This window comes from Lactococcus sp. LG1074, from assembly GCF_017309525.1.
In the GTDB taxonomy this organism is placed as follows: domain Bacteria; phylum Bacillota; class Bacilli; order Lactobacillales; family Streptococcaceae; genus Lactococcus; species Lactococcus petauri.
Genome location: NZ_CP071293.1, coordinates 1,379,013 through 1,398,007, shown reverse-complemented (window position 1 = coordinate 1,398,007; position 18,995 = coordinate 1,379,013). Strand labels below are relative to the sequence as shown.

13 protein-coding genes and 3 pseudogenes are annotated in these 18,995 nt (G+C 36.2%); 13 read left to right on the top strand and 3 right to left on the bottom strand.

All coding sequences use genetic code 11. The features are described from left to right. Positions 1 to 28: 28 nt before the first annotated feature. From J0J36_RS06885 to J0J36_RS06865, 5 genes and pseudogenes are all read left to right on the top strand, one after another. The gene (locus J0J36_RS06885) at positions 29 to 598 is read left to right on the top strand and encodes a GNAT family N-acetyltransferase (RefSeq protein WP_019291842.1); all 570 of its coding nucleotides are present in this window, start codon (positions 29 to 31) and stop codon (positions 596 to 598) included. Further along, on the top strand, positions 591 to 1,871 hold the full coding sequence (locus tag J0J36_RS06880) for a DRTGG domain-containing protein (protein ID WP_019291841.1): 1,281 nt from the start codon (positions 591 to 593) through the stop codon (positions 1,869 to 1,871). Before J0J36_RS06885 ends, J0J36_RS06880 begins: the two co-directional genes overlap by 8 nt. 10 nt (positions 1,872 to 1,881) lie before the next feature. After that, complete coding sequence (locus tag J0J36_RS06875; protein ID WP_019291840.1) at positions 1,882 to 2,811, top strand: bifunctional oligoribonuclease/PAP phosphatase NrnA; 930 nt, start codon at positions 1,882 to 1,884, stop codon at positions 2,809 to 2,811. Between the two features lie 104 nt (positions 2,812 to 2,915). Further along, positions 2,916 to 3,868: pseudogene (locus tag J0J36_RS06870) on the top strand (IS30 family transposase). A gap of 59 nt (positions 3,869 to 3,927) precedes the next feature. After that, positions 3,928 to 4,158, top strand: a pseudogene (locus J0J36_RS06865) (transposase); the annotation flags it as partial. A gap of 236 nt (positions 4,159 to 4,394) precedes the next feature. Here the strand turns inward: J0J36_RS06865 and J0J36_RS06860 are convergent. Next, positions 4,395 to 5,597, bottom strand: coding sequence for an IS110 family transposase (locus J0J36_RS06860; RefSeq protein WP_153925212.1), 1,203 nt, complete (start codon positions 5,595 to 5,597; stop codon positions 4,395 to 4,397). A gap of 298 nt (positions 5,598 to 5,895) precedes the next feature. On the opposite strand from J0J36_RS06860, the gene J0J36_RS06855 reads away from it, so the two are divergent. The 6 genes from J0J36_RS06855 to J0J36_RS06830 all read left to right on the top strand — a co-directional run bounded on the left by J0J36_RS06855 (position 5,896) and on the right by J0J36_RS06830 (position 14,162). After that, entirely contained in the window at positions 5,896 to 8,967 is a 3,072-nt protein-coding gene (locus tag J0J36_RS06855) for a type I restriction endonuclease subunit R (RefSeq protein WP_153925209.1), read from the top strand. A 104-nt stretch (positions 8,968 to 9,071) separates the two neighbouring features. Next, positions 9,072 to 9,695, top strand: coding sequence for a restriction endonuclease subunit S (locus J0J36_RS06850; RefSeq protein ID WP_052437498.1), 624 nt, complete (start codon positions 9,072 to 9,074; stop codon positions 9,693 to 9,695). Next, complete coding sequence (locus tag J0J36_RS06845) at positions 9,692 to 10,096, top strand: type II toxin-antitoxin system PemK/MazF family toxin (protein WP_153925207.1); 405 nt, start codon at positions 9,692 to 9,694, stop codon at positions 10,094 to 10,096. Before J0J36_RS06850 ends, J0J36_RS06845 begins: the two co-directional genes overlap by 4 nt. 209 nt (positions 10,097 to 10,305) lie before the next feature. Beyond that, entirely contained in the window at positions 10,306 to 11,889 is a 1,584-nt protein-coding gene (locus tag J0J36_RS06840) for a type I restriction-modification system subunit M (RefSeq protein ID WP_040087630.1), read from the top strand. 1 nt (position 11,890) lies between these two features. Next, positions 11,891 to 13,147, top strand: coding sequence for a restriction endonuclease subunit S (locus J0J36_RS06835; RefSeq protein WP_242520594.1), 1,257 nt, complete (start codon positions 11,891 to 11,893; stop codon positions 13,145 to 13,147). Positions 13,148 to 13,232: 85 nt separating this feature from the next. Continuing rightward, on the top strand, positions 13,233 to 14,162 hold the full coding sequence (locus tag J0J36_RS06830) for a site-specific integrase (protein ID WP_165719335.1): 930 nt from the start codon (positions 13,233 to 13,235) through the stop codon (positions 14,160 to 14,162). A gap of 96 nt (positions 14,163 to 14,258) precedes the next feature. Here J0J36_RS06830 and J0J36_RS10555 read toward each other — a convergent pair whose 3' ends face one another. Next, entirely contained in the window at positions 14,259 to 15,470 is a 1,212-nt protein-coding gene (locus J0J36_RS10555) for a restriction endonuclease subunit S (RefSeq protein ID WP_242520593.1), read from the bottom strand. Positions 15,471 to 15,493: 23 nt separating this feature from the next. Here J0J36_RS10555 and J0J36_RS06820 point away from each other — a divergent pair. Continuing rightward, positions 15,494 to 16,210: pseudogene (locus tag J0J36_RS06820) on the top strand (ZinT/AdcA family metal-binding protein); the annotation flags it as partial. A 68-nt stretch (positions 16,211 to 16,278) separates the two neighbouring features. Here the strand turns inward: J0J36_RS06820 and J0J36_RS06815 are convergent. Further along, positions 16,279 to 17,244 carry an asparaginase gene (locus J0J36_RS06815; protein ID WP_040087626.1) on the bottom strand — a complete coding sequence of 322 codons (966 nt, stop codon included), beginning with the start codon at positions 17,242 to 17,244 and terminating at the stop codon, positions 16,279 to 16,281. A 261-nt stretch (positions 17,245 to 17,505) separates the two neighbouring features. On the opposite strand from J0J36_RS06815, the gene J0J36_RS06810 reads away from it, so the two are divergent. Continuing rightward, positions 17,506 to 18,912: a Cof-type HAD-IIB family hydrolase gene (locus J0J36_RS06810; protein ID WP_029346131.1), complete on the top strand. Its 1,407-nt coding sequence runs from the start codon at positions 17,506 to 17,508 to the stop codon at positions 18,910 to 18,912. Positions 18,913 to 18,995: the final 83 nt, after the last annotated feature.

Below are 18,995 nucleotides of genomic sequence, written 5' to 3'. Positions count from 1 at the left end.
TTAAAAAAAAGAATCTGGAACAGTGATAATGAATATCAATGTAAAACTTGCGGAACACCAAAAGATTGAAACCAACAGGCTGTGGCTTCGCCCTTTTGTCATGTCTGATGCAGCCGATATGTTTGAATATAGCTCTGATTCAAGCAATCTTCGATTTGTCTTTAATCCTCATCCAAATCTTGCACATACCAGCTTTGTCATAGCCAATTATTTCATGAAAGAGCCCTTAGGTAAATGGGCAATCGAACTAAAATCAGAGCAAAAAATGATTGGTTTGATCCAGTTTTCAAAGCTGGTTGAGCAAAAAGGTACAGCAGAGTTGTCCTATGTGCTTCACAAAAAATATTGGAATCAAGGTCTGATGACTGAAGCGCTCGCTTCTGTAACCCAAGTTTGTCTTAAAGAGATTGGGTTGAAGCAACTTGTGCTCAATTGTGATCGGGAAAATCTCAGCTCGATACAGGTGGCTCAAAAAGTAGGCTATAAGCGAATTGGCCGTTTTAAAGGTAGCACACAATACAATAAAGGACGCATCTCTGAATTCGAGGAGTTTGCTATTAAAAAAGGAAATCAAGTCTTAGGAGTATCTCATGTCTAAACACGAAGAAATTCTTAATTATATAGAAAAACTTGACATTGGTAAGCAAGTCAGTGTCCGTAGTATCGCTAATCGTTTAAAAGTGGCAGATGGCACAGCTTATCGTGCCATTAAAGAAGCAGAAAATCGTGGTTTAGTTGCTGTAAATGACCGCTCAGGTACTGTTCGAGTATCGGTGAAAGGACAAAAACGTAACCATAAGTTGACTTTCGGAAAAATTGCTGAAATTGCCAGTGCTGAAATCTTAGGTGGACATGCTGGACTTGAGGTTGAATTTAGTCGTTTTTCCATCGGTGCCATGCAGCCGGAAAGTGTGAAAAAGTTTTTGATGAAAAACAGTTTGATGATTGTCGGTGACCGTAAAGACATTCAGAGTATGGCTCTGCATGGTCAAAGTGCTGTGCTTGTTACAGGTGGTTTCGATGTTGAACAGGATGTTATTGATTATGCAAATGAGATGGGGATTCCGCTTATGCGCGCGACTTACGACACCTTTACAGTTGCAAATCGTATCAGTCATGCTTTAGCAAATGAATTAATAAAAAAAGATATCATCACAGTAGCTGAAATTTCCCACGATCATCGCCCTGCATTACGTGAAGAAGATACGGTAAAAGACTTTATGGAGTTGATGAAACGGACCAATTTAAGCCGTTTTGTGGTAGTTAATCCTTATCGTGTAGTTGTTGGCGTTGTCAGTATGCGCGATATTGCTCATAAAAGTCTAGATACGCAAATTAACAAGCTGATGAACTATCCCGCTGTTGCCAAGCAAAAAATGACGGTGGCGAGCATTTCACAAAAGATGATTCATGAAGGTTATGACATCATGCCAATCGTTAATAAGGATTACACCTATGCTGGTGTGGTGACCAAGTCTGAAGTGCTAGAAAGTCTTCAAAGAAGCCAAGAAGAAAGCCAAGTGACACATACCTTTAGTGAAGACATGTCCAGTAAGATCAGTGAAAAAGGCTCTGCATATACTGTGATGGTTGAACCGCTCATGGTCAATAATGTCGGAAATATTTCAAGTGCTGCTCTGAGTGAGATTGTCGCAATCGTCGTTCAAAGAACACTTGACAAAAGACGACGCAGAAATGTTATCCTAGAGTCAATGAATCTCAACGTGATGGGCACGGTCGCGATTGATAATCTATTGGAAATTTATCCCAAAGTCATCAACGAGACCCGTTTAGGCGCGGTTATAGATATTGAAATTTATTATGTCAACAATATCATCGCCAAAGCAGTTGTGAATCTACAAATTACATAAGGAAAAAATAATGAAAGAAATACTTACAAAAATCAAAGAATACGACACGATTCTCATTCATCGTCATAAAAATCCAGATCCAGATGCGCTAGGCTCTCAGTGCGGTTTGCGTGCTATTTTAAGAGCAAATTTCCCAGAAAAGAAAATTTATGCTGTGGGTTATGATGAACCAACACTTACTTATTTGGCCGAGATGGATCAGGTGGAGCTGGAGTCGGGGATAAGATACCTTAGTATCGTCTGTGATACAGCAAATACACCACGGATTGATGATGACAGATGGATGCAAGCAGACTATGTCATTAAAATAGACCACCATCCAAATGATGATGCTTACGGAGATTTACGTCTGGTTGAGCCAGATCGCAGTTCGGCTTCCGAGATTATTACAGATTTTGCATTGAACCATGATTTAGCTTTGAATGAAGAAGCAGCGCGCCTTCTTTATGGGGGAATTGTTGGTGATACTGGACGTTTCCTATATCCAGCAACCTCAGCTCAAACCCTTTATTTAGCAAGTAAGCTTGCAGAGTTTGACTTTGACCGTCCAGCATTAGGGCGAGAAATGACTTCATTTGATATGAAAGTCGCGCGTTTGCAAGGATATGTTTACGAAAATCTTGAAATTTCCGAAAATGGTGCAGGACGTGTGCTTTTAAGTAAAGAGGTTTTGGAAAAATTCAATTTACGGGATGCCGAAACATCAAGTATCGTTGGCACCCCAGGAAGTATCCGCGATGTACAATCATGGGCGATTTTTGTGGAACAAGCAGACGGACACTATCGTGTACGGATGCGTTCAAAAACCGTACCCATCAACGAAATTGCTAAAAAGCACGATGGAGGTGGACATGCTTTAGCTTCCGGCGCTAACTCATATTCTTTGGAAGAAAATGAGCAAATTTGGCAGGAGTTGCAAGATAATTTGGAGAAGAAATAGTAGAAGTAATTTGTTCTTGAATTTATAATTTAAGTGCAACAGAAAAAAGATTATCCATAAAAACCAGTATAATAAGTTTGTCAAGAACATCATTAGACTGGAGAATTATGAATAATCCCTATACTCATCTTACAATATTCGAGAGAGAAAATATATTTTTATGGTCTTCTCAGAATGTTTCTCTTCGAGAGATTGCACGTCGACTGAATCGTAGTGCCTCAACTATCTCAAGAGAACTTCGTAGAAATAGTAAAGATAAGACTTATTCCCCTATTATTGCGCAATCAAAGTATCAAAAACGAAAGAGTCAATGTGGTCGAAAATCAATCTTCTCTCATCTTCAAGCCTGGAAAACTGTTCGCCATCTCTTCGTTGATTTACAATGGTCGCCAGAACAAATATCTGCACGCTTAAAACATGAAAAATCGGAAATAAAAGTCAGCTCCACGACCATTTATAGAACCATTTATAATGGCGTATTTGAGCTTGAAAGATTAAATCATGGCAAGCGTGGGTTAATTCGTTCCCTGCGTCATAAAGGCAAAACAAGGCATTCTAAAGGGTACCAGGAAAAGAGAGAAAAAATTCCTATTTCCCATACAATTCATGAACGTCCCGAAAGCGCAAATCAACGCCTAGAAATTGGACGTTGGGAAGCGGATACGGTACTGGAAAATCTGGAGGATCCTGTTTAGTCACTCTTACGGATCGAAAGTCTCGTTATTTACTTGCTGGGAAAATTGATAAAAAATTATCAGAACTCGTTTAAAATAAAATAATTGAACTTTTCCAAACGATTGAAGAAACTAGAGTGAAGACAATTACTCCAGATAGAGGTAAGGAATTTTCTAAGCATTCAGAAGTGACTGAGCAACTCCATATTCCATTTTATTTTCCAGATCCTCATGCACCATGGCAGAGAGGGACAAATGAAAATACCAATGGATTAATTAGAGAATATTTACCTAAAACGCAATCAATGGATGAAATTCCTATAGAAATCATTCATAAATATATTGAGAAACTTAATCTAAGACCTAAAAAAGTCTTAGGCTAGAAGACACCTTATGAAATCTTTTTCGATGAGGGGGTGCACTTAACTTGACAATTCAAGCTTTTTATCCGTTTCCCTACCAAATTTGGCATAGCATTTATTCGACAAACCTCATTGAGTCTCTTAACAAAAAAATTAAACGTCAAACGAAAAAGAAGGTTCTTTTCCCTAATGAGGAGGCTACGGAACGTTATTTAGTTACTCTGTTTGAAGATTATAATTTCAAGCAAAGTCAACGAATTCGTAATGGGTTTGGCCAATGTTCTGACACACTTGAAAGCTTATTTGATTAAAACTCCGTAACTCTACTAGAGTGTTTACACAAAATTATTGACAGTATCGAAGTTCTTTCTTTGAGGGCTTTTTCTACCATTTGTCAAGTATAGTGTGTGTTTAGAGTAAAAACACTTTAAAGATTATTCATTTTGATGGGAAGTGAATATTTGTTTTTTGAAAAAACTGTACAACAAAATAACCTTATCTCCCCATTATTTAAAATAAGGTGTTAAAATAATGTTGCGCAATGGAGTTATTGACTTTGGGCTAAAGTGTAATCGTAACTCTTATTGTGTACAACGAGGTAATGCATGGTTCTAATGAGCCTATGCATGGAAGCAATTGTGTAAGGCTTGGTAGAAGCGTTAGGCGATTGCTTTTTTCTTTTCAGGTAAAAATCCGCAATATGACAGGGTTTAAATCGACTAACAGAGAAAATATTATGAACAGTTTTGAAAAGTATCTTTCTTGCATAAGGATTTCCTCGCTTTGTGATGTGCTCTTGCGCCAGATAATTCCCTGATTCATAATGTCTGAGATCGATATCGATAAAAGCATTAATTTGATTAGGCGTTCGAAAGCGACGAAGATCTCCCAATTCACCAATAATCGAAGTCGCAGTAGTTTCTGCGATACCTGGTATAGAAAGGAGAATTTCATACTCGGGTAAAATCTTAGCTTTCTCAACCATAGTATCTAAAACTTCCTTTCTTACTTGTGAAAGACGAAGAAGTTCTTTGGCATAGTACGTTGCTTGCTCTACGATTGACGAGTTTTCGTTTACCGCTGGATAAGAACTCTCCGCAAGATGTATAAGTTTATTCGCTAAAGCTTCTACTCGCTTCTGTGAAATACGTTTAGAAGTTGATTGGCGAATATCCTCTTCCAGCTTGTCTCTTGACTTTTCAAGAATAAATAGAGGGTGAGGAAATAAAATGACAAAGTTCCAATATTGTTCGCCTGTTGGTGAAGAGAGAGCCATCTCTATCCCAGGAAAAGTTACTTGGAGAACTCTATGAAGCCTGTTTTTGCTTTTTACAATATCTTCAGTTAAATTTTGATAAAAACGGCTCAAATCACGAAGCTGCTCATGGACTTCTTCCTGAATATAAGTTGCTTTTCGGTTGAGTACAAATTGTGTCCGAGCTAAATTCTCAGCGTCCATTTTGTCCGTCTTTCTATGCCTTAAACTGTCCAGTTGTTTCTTTGCTTCAAGTGGGTTGAGACGTGTGTAGGCGAAATTATTGTTTTTAAGAAAGGCTTCTAGCCTTCTTGAATAAATTCCAGTTGCTTCAAAAATAATTTCAGGCTGGACCACTTGCTTAAGATCATGAAAGAGTCTAGAAAATCCTAGAGCATCATTAAGTATAGTATAATCGTGAACTTTCTCACCGTTAACCAAAATAGCTACATCAGAACGAGCCTTACTCACATCAATTCCAAATACTGTACGCATACAAATTACCTCACTTTATCTTGTGTAACACTATTATTTTAGTATTCTCATTTTCAATACTCGACATCTGGTGTCCCACATACTTTGAACAGATTCTACTAAAATAAGTGTCTTGCCAGTTTATTATACGACGTCTAGCGTCAAAAAGCCCTACGACTTAACAAGACACTTCTACTTTAACATACAGAAAAAGTAGGTAAACAAAATTCCGTCGAATCTTGTTTACCTACTAATCTTAGTATGTTTATTTGTGCTTTTTGTTATAATTAAGGAAGTGATAAACAAGTAGGAGTAACTTATGACTGCAGAAAAAGAAATTGAAAATCAGTTTATACATATTTTGAGTGAGGCAGAAAATCAGTGGCGATATCGTGAAGATATTCGTACAGAATCTGCATTATGGCAAAATCTTAGAAAGCATCTCAATCGTATAAATCAGGCACAACTTGCTGGTACTCCATTAACGGATGTGGAGTTTGAACGGATAAAAGTAGAATTTGGCCGTTTAACTGCAACACCTTTTCAAGCTTCACAATGGTTACGAGGAGAAAATGGTGTTGCTCAAATTTCTTTAGAGCGTGAAGATACCTCTAAAATTGTTATAGAATTTTTTAGAAATAAAGATGTAGCTGGAGGTATTTCTTCTTACGAGGTTGTAAATCAAATTGTCCCAGCGACAGATAAAGTAACTCGAGGAGATGTTACTTTGTTAATCAATGGCTTGCCAATTATTCATGTTGAGCTAAAAAATGAGTCTGCAAAAGATGGCTATATGCAAGCTTATCGTCAAATAGAACGCTATGCCTTAGATGGCTTTTTTGATGGTATCTATGCGACAACACAGATTTTTATTGTTTCAAATAAAGTACAAACAAAGTATTTTGCTCGACCAAGTGGAAATACAGTCCAAGCATACAGACGTATGGAAAAATTTCTGTTTAACTGGAGGACGGCAGAGAATGTGGCAGTAGATAATCTTTTTGATTTTACGCGTCAAGTACTAAGAATACCTGCTGCCCATGAACTTATTAGCCAGTATACTGTTTTGGTTGATGACCAAAAGAGTCAGAAATTTTTGATGGTTTTACGACCTTACCAAATTCATGCGATAAAAGAAATCCGAAAAAAAGCAGCTGAACATAAAGGAGGCTTTATTTGGCATGCGACTGGTTCGGGGAAAACCATAACAAGCTTTGTAGCAACTAAACTATTGGCACAGAATGCAACAGGTGTAGATCGTACGATTATGGTCGTTGACCGGACAGATCTGGATGCACAGACACAAGATGAATTCACAAAATTTGCTTCTGAATTCCATACAGGGCAGACAAGTGGAACAGCAAAGTCTAATACTTTAATTGTCGGGATTAAAAATCAGCATCAGCTTACCAGAAGTCTGTTATCGAAGAAAAATAACAATACCATTCTTGTTACGACCATACAAAAACTCTCTGCAGCTATGCGTGCAGCAAAATATGAAACAGAAAAGAAAGGTACAGAGCGTTTTGCTAAATTAAGAAGTGAACACATAGTCTTCATTGTTGACGAAGCACATCGAGCAGTCAGTGATGAAGAAATGAAAAAGATAAAAAAACTTTTTCCAAATTCTACTTGGTTTGGGCTTACAGGTACGCCAATTTTTGAAGACAACAAGAAACAGGAAAATGGGACCTTTGCTCGAACCACAACACAGCAATATGGTGATCTATTGCATGCCTATACAACAAAAAATGCAATGGACGATCGGGCTGTACTGAATTTTCAAGTTGAATATCATTCCTTGTTAAACCAGGATGAACAAGAAGCTCTTCTCGCAAAAATGACAGAGGAAGTCCCTTGCGAACGTATTGATCAAGAAAAACTTATTAAAAGCGATATCTATGAAGGCCCAAAACACATAGAAGCCATGCTTCATAAGATTTTCACTCGCCGCAGTTTGGTGAAAAAGTTTAACGTCCAAAATGGCTATCCTACAATGTCCGCAATTCTAACAACTCATTCAATAGCGCAAGCTAAGAGAATATATCATAAATTGCAAGAGATGAAACGCGAAGGGACGTTATTTCACGGTAAAGATTTTGATGATAAGCGAAGACTTATCGATCAGGATTTTCCACGTGTAGCTATTACCTTCTCTACAAATCCTGATCAACTTGAGAAAAATCAACAGGACGATGAGTTGCTTGAGATCATGAAAGAGTACAGTGAAATGTATGATCAAGCAGCTTATACAGATGAAAAGCTTTACAACCAAAATATTAATAAACGTTTAGCCAGAAAAGAAGCACAATATCAAAAAGATGGGCAATGGCTTGACTTAGTTATTGTGGTAGACCGTCTATTAACCGGTTTTGATGCGCCAACTATCCAAACACTTTACGTTGATAGGGAAATGAACTATCAAAAGCTGCTACAGGCCTTTTCTCGAACAAATAGACTTTATCCGGGTAAAGATAATGGGATGATTGTTACTTTTAGAAAACCTGCTACCATGAAAAAAAATGTAGAAGAAACATTTAGACTCTTTTCAAATGAAAAACAAAATTGGCAAGAACTCATTCCACCAGAATATCAAACAGTAAAAAGTAATTTTGAAGAAGTACGTAAAGCATATCAAACTACAAAAAATCAATTGGAAGAAAATCCAAATGATTTGAAGAGGAAAATCGCTAAACTTAAAGCTTTTCAAAAAATGGAAAAAGTTTATAAGGCATTAAAGAGTTATGACGAATATGAAGATGAAATAGAGCAATTTACAAGTTTTGATAAAAAAATGGACGATTATCGTGGTAATGCAGAAAATTTACGTGGAGAGATCAAGCATGAATTAGAAGATTCGGATGGAGATAAACCAGATATTGATGAATTACTACAAGATATCGAATTTTCTTCACAATTAAATGCTACACACGAAGACAAAGTTGACAGTTTCTATATCAACCAATTGTTAAAAAACCTTCAAGAAGATATGGAAGGTGCCGAGGAAAAATTTGATGAAGAAATTAAATTAAAAGATCCTATGGTACAGCCTATCTACCATAAAATCAAACATCAGATAAAAAGCTCTCCTGAAGAAGTAGATATTAAAGAAATTAAGTATAAGATGTTTAATGAAGAAATAAACAATCAGCTTCAGGAGGAATCAATTAACTATGCTCTTCCAGAAGAATCTGTGAAATCAGCTTTTAATGAATTTCAACCTAAAAAAACAGAAATTCCATATCTTGCAAGTATTGTTGATAATATGACATTATCAAAAGGTGTATTTGAAGAAAAAACAGGAAAAAAATACCGTAGTCGGACAAAAGTTATGGAGAATGTTCTTAAAGACGTATTTACACGTTTACAAAAATTGAAAGAAGAAATCTAAAAAAACAATAAATAGGTAACTATTTATTGTTTTTTTTCTTGACAAAAATTTTCTTTAGTATAAAATATTAATCAATAGGTAACTATTTATTAAAGGAGGGGAAGATGGATTATAAACTTCATGATTTAATTACTTTGACGAATGGTAATGTATTCCCAAAAGATACAGTTCTTACCGAAGAAGAAAAAAATGATATCCAAACTATGGGCGAAATAAGGGATAAAGAACGGTGTTACATTTACACGCCCTCAGTTTTTGAGTACGATAGGTATTCGGAGGGGAGCACAATAGGAGAAGAGAAGTATCTAAAGTACCCACAAAAGTTCTTAAGTGTAAGAGAAGGAGATGTGGTTATCTCGCCAATAACTCAATTTGCTGGCATAGTTAGAGATCATGAATTTTCGATGTTGCTTTCTCCAAATCATATAAAAGTTTCGTTAGAAGAGAGTATTATAGACAAATCTTATTTCATTTTTTGGTTTAATGAGCTTTCACAGGCAAGAAGGCAGATTTCTGAAATGAAGCAAGGCACTACAGTAATAAAATTACCGACAAGTGGTTTAAAACGAATGACTATATCTTTACCTAAACTAGACCAACAGCAACTGTTAGGTAAAGCGTATATTAATTCTTTGCAGCTTTCAGAGCAATTAAAGAGAAAAAAAGATTTGGAATTACAGTTTATTAAGGGAATTAATCAACAATTGATAGAAAGTGAGAAAAAATGACAGAGCATATCAAAGATTTTGACAATTGGAATAAAGTTCAAAAAAAATTGAATTCAAAAAATCAATTTAAGCATTTTAAGAAAAGAGAAATTTGGTGGGCTTCAATCGGAGTAAATGTGGGAGTTGAAATAGATGGTAAGCATAATTTTTTTGAACGTCCAGTATTAGTCATCAAGAAGATTAATGCAACATCAGCATTTGTCATTCCTTTAACGAATACTGTTCGAGAAAATGATGAACGATATGTAACTTATAAAATTAAGGGAGAAAAACATTCAGCCGTGATTTCTCAAGCACAAATGATGGATACTCGAAGATTCAGAAGAAGACTAAAAGATAAAATGTCAAATAAAGATTTTATTAATATTTTACATTGTTTTAAAAAACAGTTTCCAGAGTAAAAAAAATCGGCTCAGGAATATTCCCGAGCCTCAGGTGGCAATCTTGGTTTACACCTCAGCCTTGATACAATTATTATAACAAAAAAGAAAAATATGTCAAGTTTATTTGATAGTTTGATGGTATGATATGAAAAATTTTGTATAATATATAAAAGAAGATGATTAGCAGATTTAATGAAATTAACTCTCTCAATAGAAAGAAAAAAACTATGTCAACAACACTAAATAACCAACTTTGGGCATCAGCGGATATCCTTCGAGGAAAAATGGATGCCAGCGAATACAAAAACTATCTCTTAGGATTAATTTTTTATAAATACCTGTCAGATGTAGAATTACGTGAAGTTTATGAGCAGGAAAATGGTCAAACAACTAACTTTCCACCACGTAGTGAACAATATAAAATTTTAGAAGAATGGTATATGGAAGATAAAGAAGATCTTGAAGAAATTATGCGTCTACAACGTGGCTATTTTATAGCACCAGATCAACTATTTTATCATTTTCGTCAAACAGCTGATGCCTATGATTTTCGCTTAACAGATTTGCAAGCCGGGTTTAATGACTTAGAACGTCAAGGAGAGCAATTTAGTGGACTTTTTGCAGATATTGATTTAAGTTCTACTAAGCTAGGTTCTAATGATCAGCAACGCAATGTGACAATAACAGAAGTGATTCGTGCACTCGACGAAATCGATCTTTTTGAACACAATGGCGATGTGATTGGAGACGCCTATGAATATTTGATTGGACAATTTGCTGCTGGAGCAGGAAAAAAAGCTGGAGAATTTTACACCCCTCAGTCTGTATCACGTATTATTTCAGAAATTACTTCTATTGGTCAAGAAAGTCGAGCGCCTTTTCATATCTATGACCCAACTATGGGATCAGGATCATTGATGCTCAACATGCGTAACTTTGTGCACGATAAAGAAAAGATACATTATCACGGTCAAGAGCTGAATACAACAACTTTTAACTTGGCACGAATGAATCTTATTTTGCATGGTGTCGATAAAGGAAGAATGCGCCTTAAAAATGGAGACACTCTAGATAGTGACTGGCCAACAGAAGAGCCACACCAGTTCGATGCAGTTGTAATGAACCCACCTTATTCTGCAAAATGGTCAGCTGCTGAAAAATTTTTATCTGATGCACGTTTCGAGCGTTACGGAAAGTTGGCTCCAAAATCAAAAGCAGACTTTGCTTTTCTTCTCCATGGGTTTTACCATTTGAAAGATACTGGGACAATGGGAATTGTTCTACCACATGGTGTATTGTTCCGAGGAGCAGCGGAAGGAGTCATTCGTAAAGCTCTTCTTGAGATGGGAGCGATTGATGCTGTTATTGGCTTACCTGCTAATATTTTTTATGGTACAAGTATTCCAACCACGGTGATTATCCTCAAGAAAAACCGTCAAAATCGCGATGTGCTTTTCATTGATGCTTCCAATGATTTTGAAAAGCAGAAGAATCAAAATATGCTTCGTGAAAGTGATATTGAAAAAATTATTGAAACATACAAAGCGCGTGAAGATGTTGAAAAATATGCTCATTTAGCAAGTTTTGAAGAAATTGAGTCAAATGATTTTAACCTTAATATTCCACGCTATGTTGATACTTTTGAAGAAGAAGAGCCAATCGACATTGTTGAGCTAAGTAGAGAAATCGTAGAGATTAACCAAGAAATTAGTAAAACCGAACAAGAATTTCTCGCTATGCTGAATCAACTCGCAGTGACAGATGATAGTCGTGATATCATTGAAGCTACAAAACGGATTTTTGGAGAGTAATATGATGAACGATAAAAATTTAGGCTCACAAAAAAACAAGTTGAAAGAAATAAAAAGGACTCCGGAGCTTCGGTTTAAAGGTTTTTCTGACGATTGGGAAGAGCGTAAGTTAGGAGACTTAGCTAATATTGTTCGTGGTGCAAGTCCAAGACCAATTCAAGACTCCAAATGGTTTGATAAAGATAGCGATATCGGATGGTTAAGAATCTCAGATGTAACAGATCAAAATGGTAGGATACATCATCTTGAGCAGCGTATATCCAAATTGGGGCAAGAAAAAACAAGAGTTTTAAAAGAGCCACATCTATTATTAAGCATTGCTGCAACCGTTGGTAAACCTTTGGTTAACTATGTAAAAACAGGGGTTCATGATGGGTTTCTAATATTTTTGAATCCATCATTCGAAAGGGAGTTTATGTTCCAGTGGCTCGAAATGTTTAGGCCGAATTGGAAAAAATATGGACAACCAGGCAGTCAAGTAAACTTGAACTCTGAATTAGTTAGAAATCAAGAAATTCCTCTACCTAGTATCGAAGAACAACAAAAAATCGGCTCATTCTTCAAACAACTCGATGATACTATCGCTCTTCATCAGCGTAAGTTAGATAAACTTAAACAGTTGAAACAAGGGTATTTGCAGCAATTATTTCCTAAACCAGGAGAGACGGTGCCAAAAATTCGTTTTGCGAACTTTGAGGGTGAATGGGAAGAGCGTAAATTGAGGACTCTATTAATCAAGAATAGTAAAAAAAATAAAGATCTAACTATAAAAAATGTAGAAAGTATATCAAATCGAACAGGATTTACAAAACAAACAGAACAATTTGATGAATATTCCGTTGCAAGTGCAGATTTATCTAATTATTATGTAATTACAGAACAGCAATTCGCTTACAATCCATCCCGTATTAATGTAGGATCGATTGCTTATAAACCTATTGGTGATGATACATCTGTAGTTTCTCCATTATATGTATCATTTTCAACTAAAAAAATATTAAATGATAGCTTTTTGTGGAACTGGTTTAAAACATCATCTTTTGAGAATCAAAGACAGCGCCTTTCAGAAGGTGGAGTTAGAGATACATTAAGCTTTAATCAGTTATCTGAAATGTCAATAGTAATCCCCCAATATTTAGAACAAGTAAAAATTGGGAACTTTTTCAAGCAATTAGACTTTCTCATCACTCTTCATCAAGAAAAATTAAAACAACTTAAAACCTGCAAAAAAGCTCTCCTGCAAAAAATGTTTATCTAAAAATTTTATTTAACGTGTACCTCCTTGATAAAATAAATACAGAAATTTTAATTTCGAAACTATATTAATCATGGAGGTTTTTATTTTGTCAAAAAATAAAAGAGCGAAACAATTGTTTTCTGAGTACTTTGAAGAATGGGTTGAGCTATATAAGGTTGGAGCGGTGCGCCCAATAACATTGAAAAAATACTATATTAGCCACCAACATATTGAAAAGCTTGTTCCAGATTTGAAAGTATGCGATATCACACGTCGAACTTATCAAAAATTACTGAACGATTATGCAATATCTCATGAAAAACAGACAACAATGGACTTTCATCATCATTTAAAAGGGGCAATTTTAGATGCAGTTGATGACGGACTAATTGCTCAAAATCCGACACGAAAAATTATAATAAAGGGTAAAAACCCTCGCAAAAAAAGACCAAAGTTTTTAAATCAACATGAAGTGCAAGCACTAATAAGGCAGATGGATTTGACAAATGAAATCAATTGGGATTGGTTTATTCTCTTAATATTAAAAACAGGTCTTCGTTTTTCTGAAGCTCTAGCTGTTACTCCAAATGATTTTGATTTTTCTTCGCAAAAATTAACGATTGATAAAACCTGGGACTACAAATCTTCAAAGGGCGCGTTTCAGCCGACAAAAAATAAGTCTTCTAAAAGAAAGGTACAGCTCGACTGGCAGACAGCTATGCAATTTTCACAATTAGTAAAAGTTTATCCTGAGAACCAACCTATTTTTGTTAAAGGTCGTATCTTTAATTCAACAGTAAATAACAGACTTCAAGTTTTATGTAAGAAAGCAGAAATACCGAGTATTTCTATCCACGGTCTAAGACATACACATGCCTCTCTCTTACTTTTTGCTGATGTATCAATTGCTACTGTAGCAAGAAGATTAGGACACTCAAGCATGTCAACAACACAAGAAACTTATCTTCATATTATCCAAGAACTTGAAAATCAAGATAATGATAAGATTATGCGACATTTGTCAACAATTGCTTAACTCAAAATCCCTCATATTACTAGAACTTTTATGTCTTCTTTATGAGAACTTGGTTTAAAACCTAATAAAAAAGGCAATATTGTTGCCTTTTTTATTTTATATGAACATTTTTTGGAGAAGAGCTTGTTTTATTGATTTTAATTTATTAATTTTAGACAGTTGTAGAGTGATGGTTTGGTCTAATTTAGCAAAGAAGTTACCAATCTGTCCCTGCTCATCTAATTTTGGAACTTCGGTAACGATATTTGAAAACTCACTCTTATTCACAATCTGCATAGTTCCAGCTGCTGCATTTCTTTGCATCATCTCAGACCACTTTTCTGACTGTGTTAGTAGAAAATAGGAGTCATTTTCACTGGATGGTGTAAGAGAATTGATTTGTTGATTAAACCCCATGTCTGTTTTTGCTAACGCATTTTTCCCGATACTTGCAATACTTGTGACTAAAATGGAACCTGCTTTAGCAATTCTCGCTTTTGTCTGACCTTTTTCGGAGAGCTTTTTGGCAGTATCAGAAATGATTAGCGAGTCAATATCTGTAGGAGTAACCCATAAGATTCCATTCTTAGCATAATTAGAAGAGTCCTTAGTTGAAGGCGTGTTGCCCGTCTGTATTTCTCCCAACTGCTTCAACTTACGTTCTTCCCATTCACCCTCAAAGTTCGCAAAACGAATTTTTGGCACCGTCTCTCCTGGTTTAGGAAATAATTGCTGCAAATACCCTTGTTTCAACTGTTTAAGTTTATCTAACTTACGCTGATGAAGAGTGATAGTATCGTCTATTTTAGTAAAAAATAAATCTATTTGATTTTGCTCAGAAATTGAAGGAGTTAAAACATTCAAAGAATTTAAAATTTCTTGGCTAACATTAAATCGAGTACTACCGCCAGCTCTTCGTTTAATTTCTTTTCTATTAGCATAATTTAGAGTTAATTCAATAAAATACGCATTATAAGAACTGATTCGTTTTCCTCTAATAGCAAAACCACTATACAAAGCGTAGTGATCTTCTTTATAAGCTTTTGCCCATCCAACTTCTTCAACAATCTCTGAAGAACGAACAAATATTAAATCCCCTTTTTCAACTTTGTTTTTATCTTCGATTTTTTTATCAACGGCTACAGAATTTAATATATTATCATACTTCATAGGTAAAGGATTTAGTATATCCATGACACTAATCATTTTAGTTCCTGTTCCATAATTTTCTTTAGGAGCATTAATTCCATTTGAAAAAGTCATTAAATCGGACAACTTACGCTGTTCCCAATCATAAAAAAACAAATAAAAATTATTTGAACAAAGCACTATAATTCATTAAAATAAAAAAGAAAACCGCAAAAACTTTAGCGAGTGAAGCCAAAGTAAAAATGGCTGTTCTAACAGCAAAACAAATTGAAGAGGGAGAAAACTATATCTCTATAATGGAGGAGAATTTGGAATCTCTTAAGAAAACCACTTCTGTTAAAGGCAAGGAAATAAAAGCAGGGCTCTCCTCTGAAAGTGAAAAAAATGTAGAAAATGGATATTTTTCGGATACTGATGTTAAGGATAGGTCGTTGACTGACTACGCTGGAAATTGGCAGTCGGTGTATCCTTTGCTACAAAATGGAACTTTAGATCAAGTGTTTGATTATAAATCAAAAATTAAGGGAGACAAGTCGCCTTCTGGATATAAGAAATACTATGAACAGGGATATAAGAGTGATGTGAGTAATATTTTGATTGATAGCCATACAATGACCTTTACTAAAAATAATGTAAAACATAAATATCACTATAAGTACAAGGGATATAAAATTTTAACTTACGAAAAAGGTAATCGGGGAGTGCGGTATCTTTTTGAAACAGAGGATAATAATGCAGGTGAGTTCAAATATGTTCAGTTTAGTGACCATGCGATTGCACCAATGAAGGCAGCACATTTCCATATTTTTTATGGTTCAGAGAGTCAGGAAAAAGTACTTGAGAAGCTCGAGAATTGGCCAACATTTTATCCAAGTGACTTATCACCACAAGAAATAGCACAAGAAATGATTGCTCATTAACCCAAATATTTTGGAACTTGGAATAATAAAAAACAGACGGGGCTTTGTCTCGTCTGTTTTTTTTTTTTTTAATTTTCGACAAACTTCTTAAGTCTATCACCTTCCAAGCCACCGTTCAGGCCAATCAACAGTTTGATACGTGCTTTTTGAGAATTTACTTCAGGTGCAAACATCACCCCAGCCTCTGCCAGCTTAGAGCCACCACCTTCATAAGCGTAGACTGGTTCCGCTATACCATTGAAACAGCGGGAAACGAGTACTACAGGAATGCCAAGCTTGATGATATTCATTAATTTTTGTGCGGCTGTAGGGGGAAGATTGCCTGCCCCCAGCGCTTCAATAACAAGGCCATCTAAACTACTTAAGTCAAATAAGTCAAAGACTTCACCTGTCATTCCAGCATAAGCTTTAACAATCGGAACTTTTCCTTTAACAGAAGAAATATCAAGATGTTGATTTTCACCATCGGTATGGAAATAGAAGAGTTTGTGCTTTGTGGCTAAGCCAACTGGTCCATGTGTTGGTGTTTGGAAAGTAGAAACGTTGGTCGTATGTGTTTTTGTTACATATCGTGCGGAATGAATTTCATCATTCATCACTACAAGGACACCGCGATCACGAGAAGCATCATCGGCAGCAACACGAAGTGCGCTGAGGAAATTATAGATACCATCTGTCCCTAATTCGTTACTAGAGCGCATGGCGCCTGTCAGGACAATGGGCATGCCACGCGGAATTGTTGAATCCAAAAAGAAGGCTGTTTCTTCCAGTGTATCCGTGCCGTGAGTAATGACAACACCGTCAAATTCTTCTTGATCGAAGGCTCTGTTGATGCGTTTTTTAATCAAGAGCATTTCCTTTGGGGTGATGTGCGGGCTAGGAAGGTTAAAAATATCTTCAGCGACCATGTGAATCGAATCAAGGTGCATATCTACCGAATTCATAGGGTTGACCGCATTTGGCGCTACGCGACCACTGGCGTCTTCCGCCATAGAAATGGTCCCCCCAGTATGCAACACTAAAATCTTTTTCATTAGTCAATTTCCTTTCAAACGTCAATAAAGTAAATTTATTATAGCATATTATAGGAGTGAATAAACAGCGACAAAGCGAAGTGCTCAACCCATTATAAAATAATTAAAGAGAGAGGGATTTTAATTTTTTGGAACAGCCATTATTCGTGGAATTTTGAAAAAAAACCTGTATAATTAATAGGATAAGGAAGCTTAACGACGGTTTAAATTTAGTCGATAAGCAATAGATACATGAAGAATTTAAGAGTATAAGGCATGGAAATGGATATAAAAGCGGTATTTTTCGATTTAGACGGCACTCTTTTTACAGGGACAAGATCAGTTGCTCCGAGCACGCGCGTTGCTATCGATGAATTAAAACGTAAAGATATATTAGTCGGGATCGCCACAGGACGAGGCCCTGCTTTTGCTTTGCCTTTGATGGAGGAGCTTCATTTAGATTTTGCAGTAACTTATAATGGACAATACATCTTTACGCCCAAAGCTGTCTTGCATGCGGAAGAGATCGATAAAAGGACCTTACGCAAAATCGTTCGTTTTGCCAAAGACAACCACCGAGACATCTCTTTAGGAGCAGCTCATGGTGTCAATGGCTCGAAACTTTTGAAGTTTGGTGAAACACGGATGGCAGGGATTATTTCCGGTATTTTACCTTCAGGGACATCGGATATTGCGCGAAACAGTTTTAAGCATGTCGTACGTCGTGTGGTTCCACAGTCCAATTTTCTAAATATCTTGCGTGAGCCCATTTATCAAGTCATGATGGTCGCGACTCAAGCAGAAACGAAAATGCTTGAAAAAGAATTCCCTAATTTGATGATTACACGCAGCAATCCCTACTCTGTGGATATGATTCCATGTGATTCTGGCAAGCTTCGTGGTATCAAGATGATTGGCGAGCGTTATGGCTTCAATGAACACCAAGTTATGGCCTTTGGTGATTCGGAAAATGATTTAGAAATGTTGACACATGTCGAATATGGTATCGCGATGGGCAATGCCTCTGATCTTGTTAAAGAAAAAGCGACACATGTCACAACGAGTAACAATCATGACGGAATTGCTAAGGCACTTGCACATTATGGACTTATTGATTTTTCAAGCAGTAATAATTTTATTTCACGTGATCAAAACTTTAATAAAGTAAAAGAATTCCATAAAATGATGGACGGTCGAAGTCAAGAAATTCCACGTGCTTTTCCTCCGATGGAGGCGGGCTATCGCGCAGGCTTTAAGGTCGAAGAAATTGTGGAGTTCCTCTATGCTTCCGCAAATGGGGATTGTGATAAGTTTGACGAACTCGCAGCAAATCTGCATGCAGATGTGGATAAGGCCGTCCTAAAGGTTAAACGCAAGGCAAAAGACGAAGCGCCGTTGATTGGAGAAGTCGATGCCTTGATTGACTTGCTTTACTTTACCTATGGAAGTTTGGTGCTTGCTGGGGTTGACCCTTATGATATTTTCAACTTTGTACATGCAGCAAATATGGGAAAAATTTTCCCGGATGGACAACCGCATTTTGATCCAGAAACACATAAAATTTTGAAACCTGATGATTGGGAAGAAAAATATGCCCCAGAAGGAAAAATAGAGCGTGAGCTTGAAAGACAAAAGAGAATTGCCTTGAGAAAAGCACGTGTCCGTGAAGAAGACAAGAAGAAAAAATAAAAAAGAAATCGCTGTAAGGCGGTTTTTATGCTTGTTACCTCCGGGTCACAAACTCCGTCCAAAAATATGTTATAATATAGCAG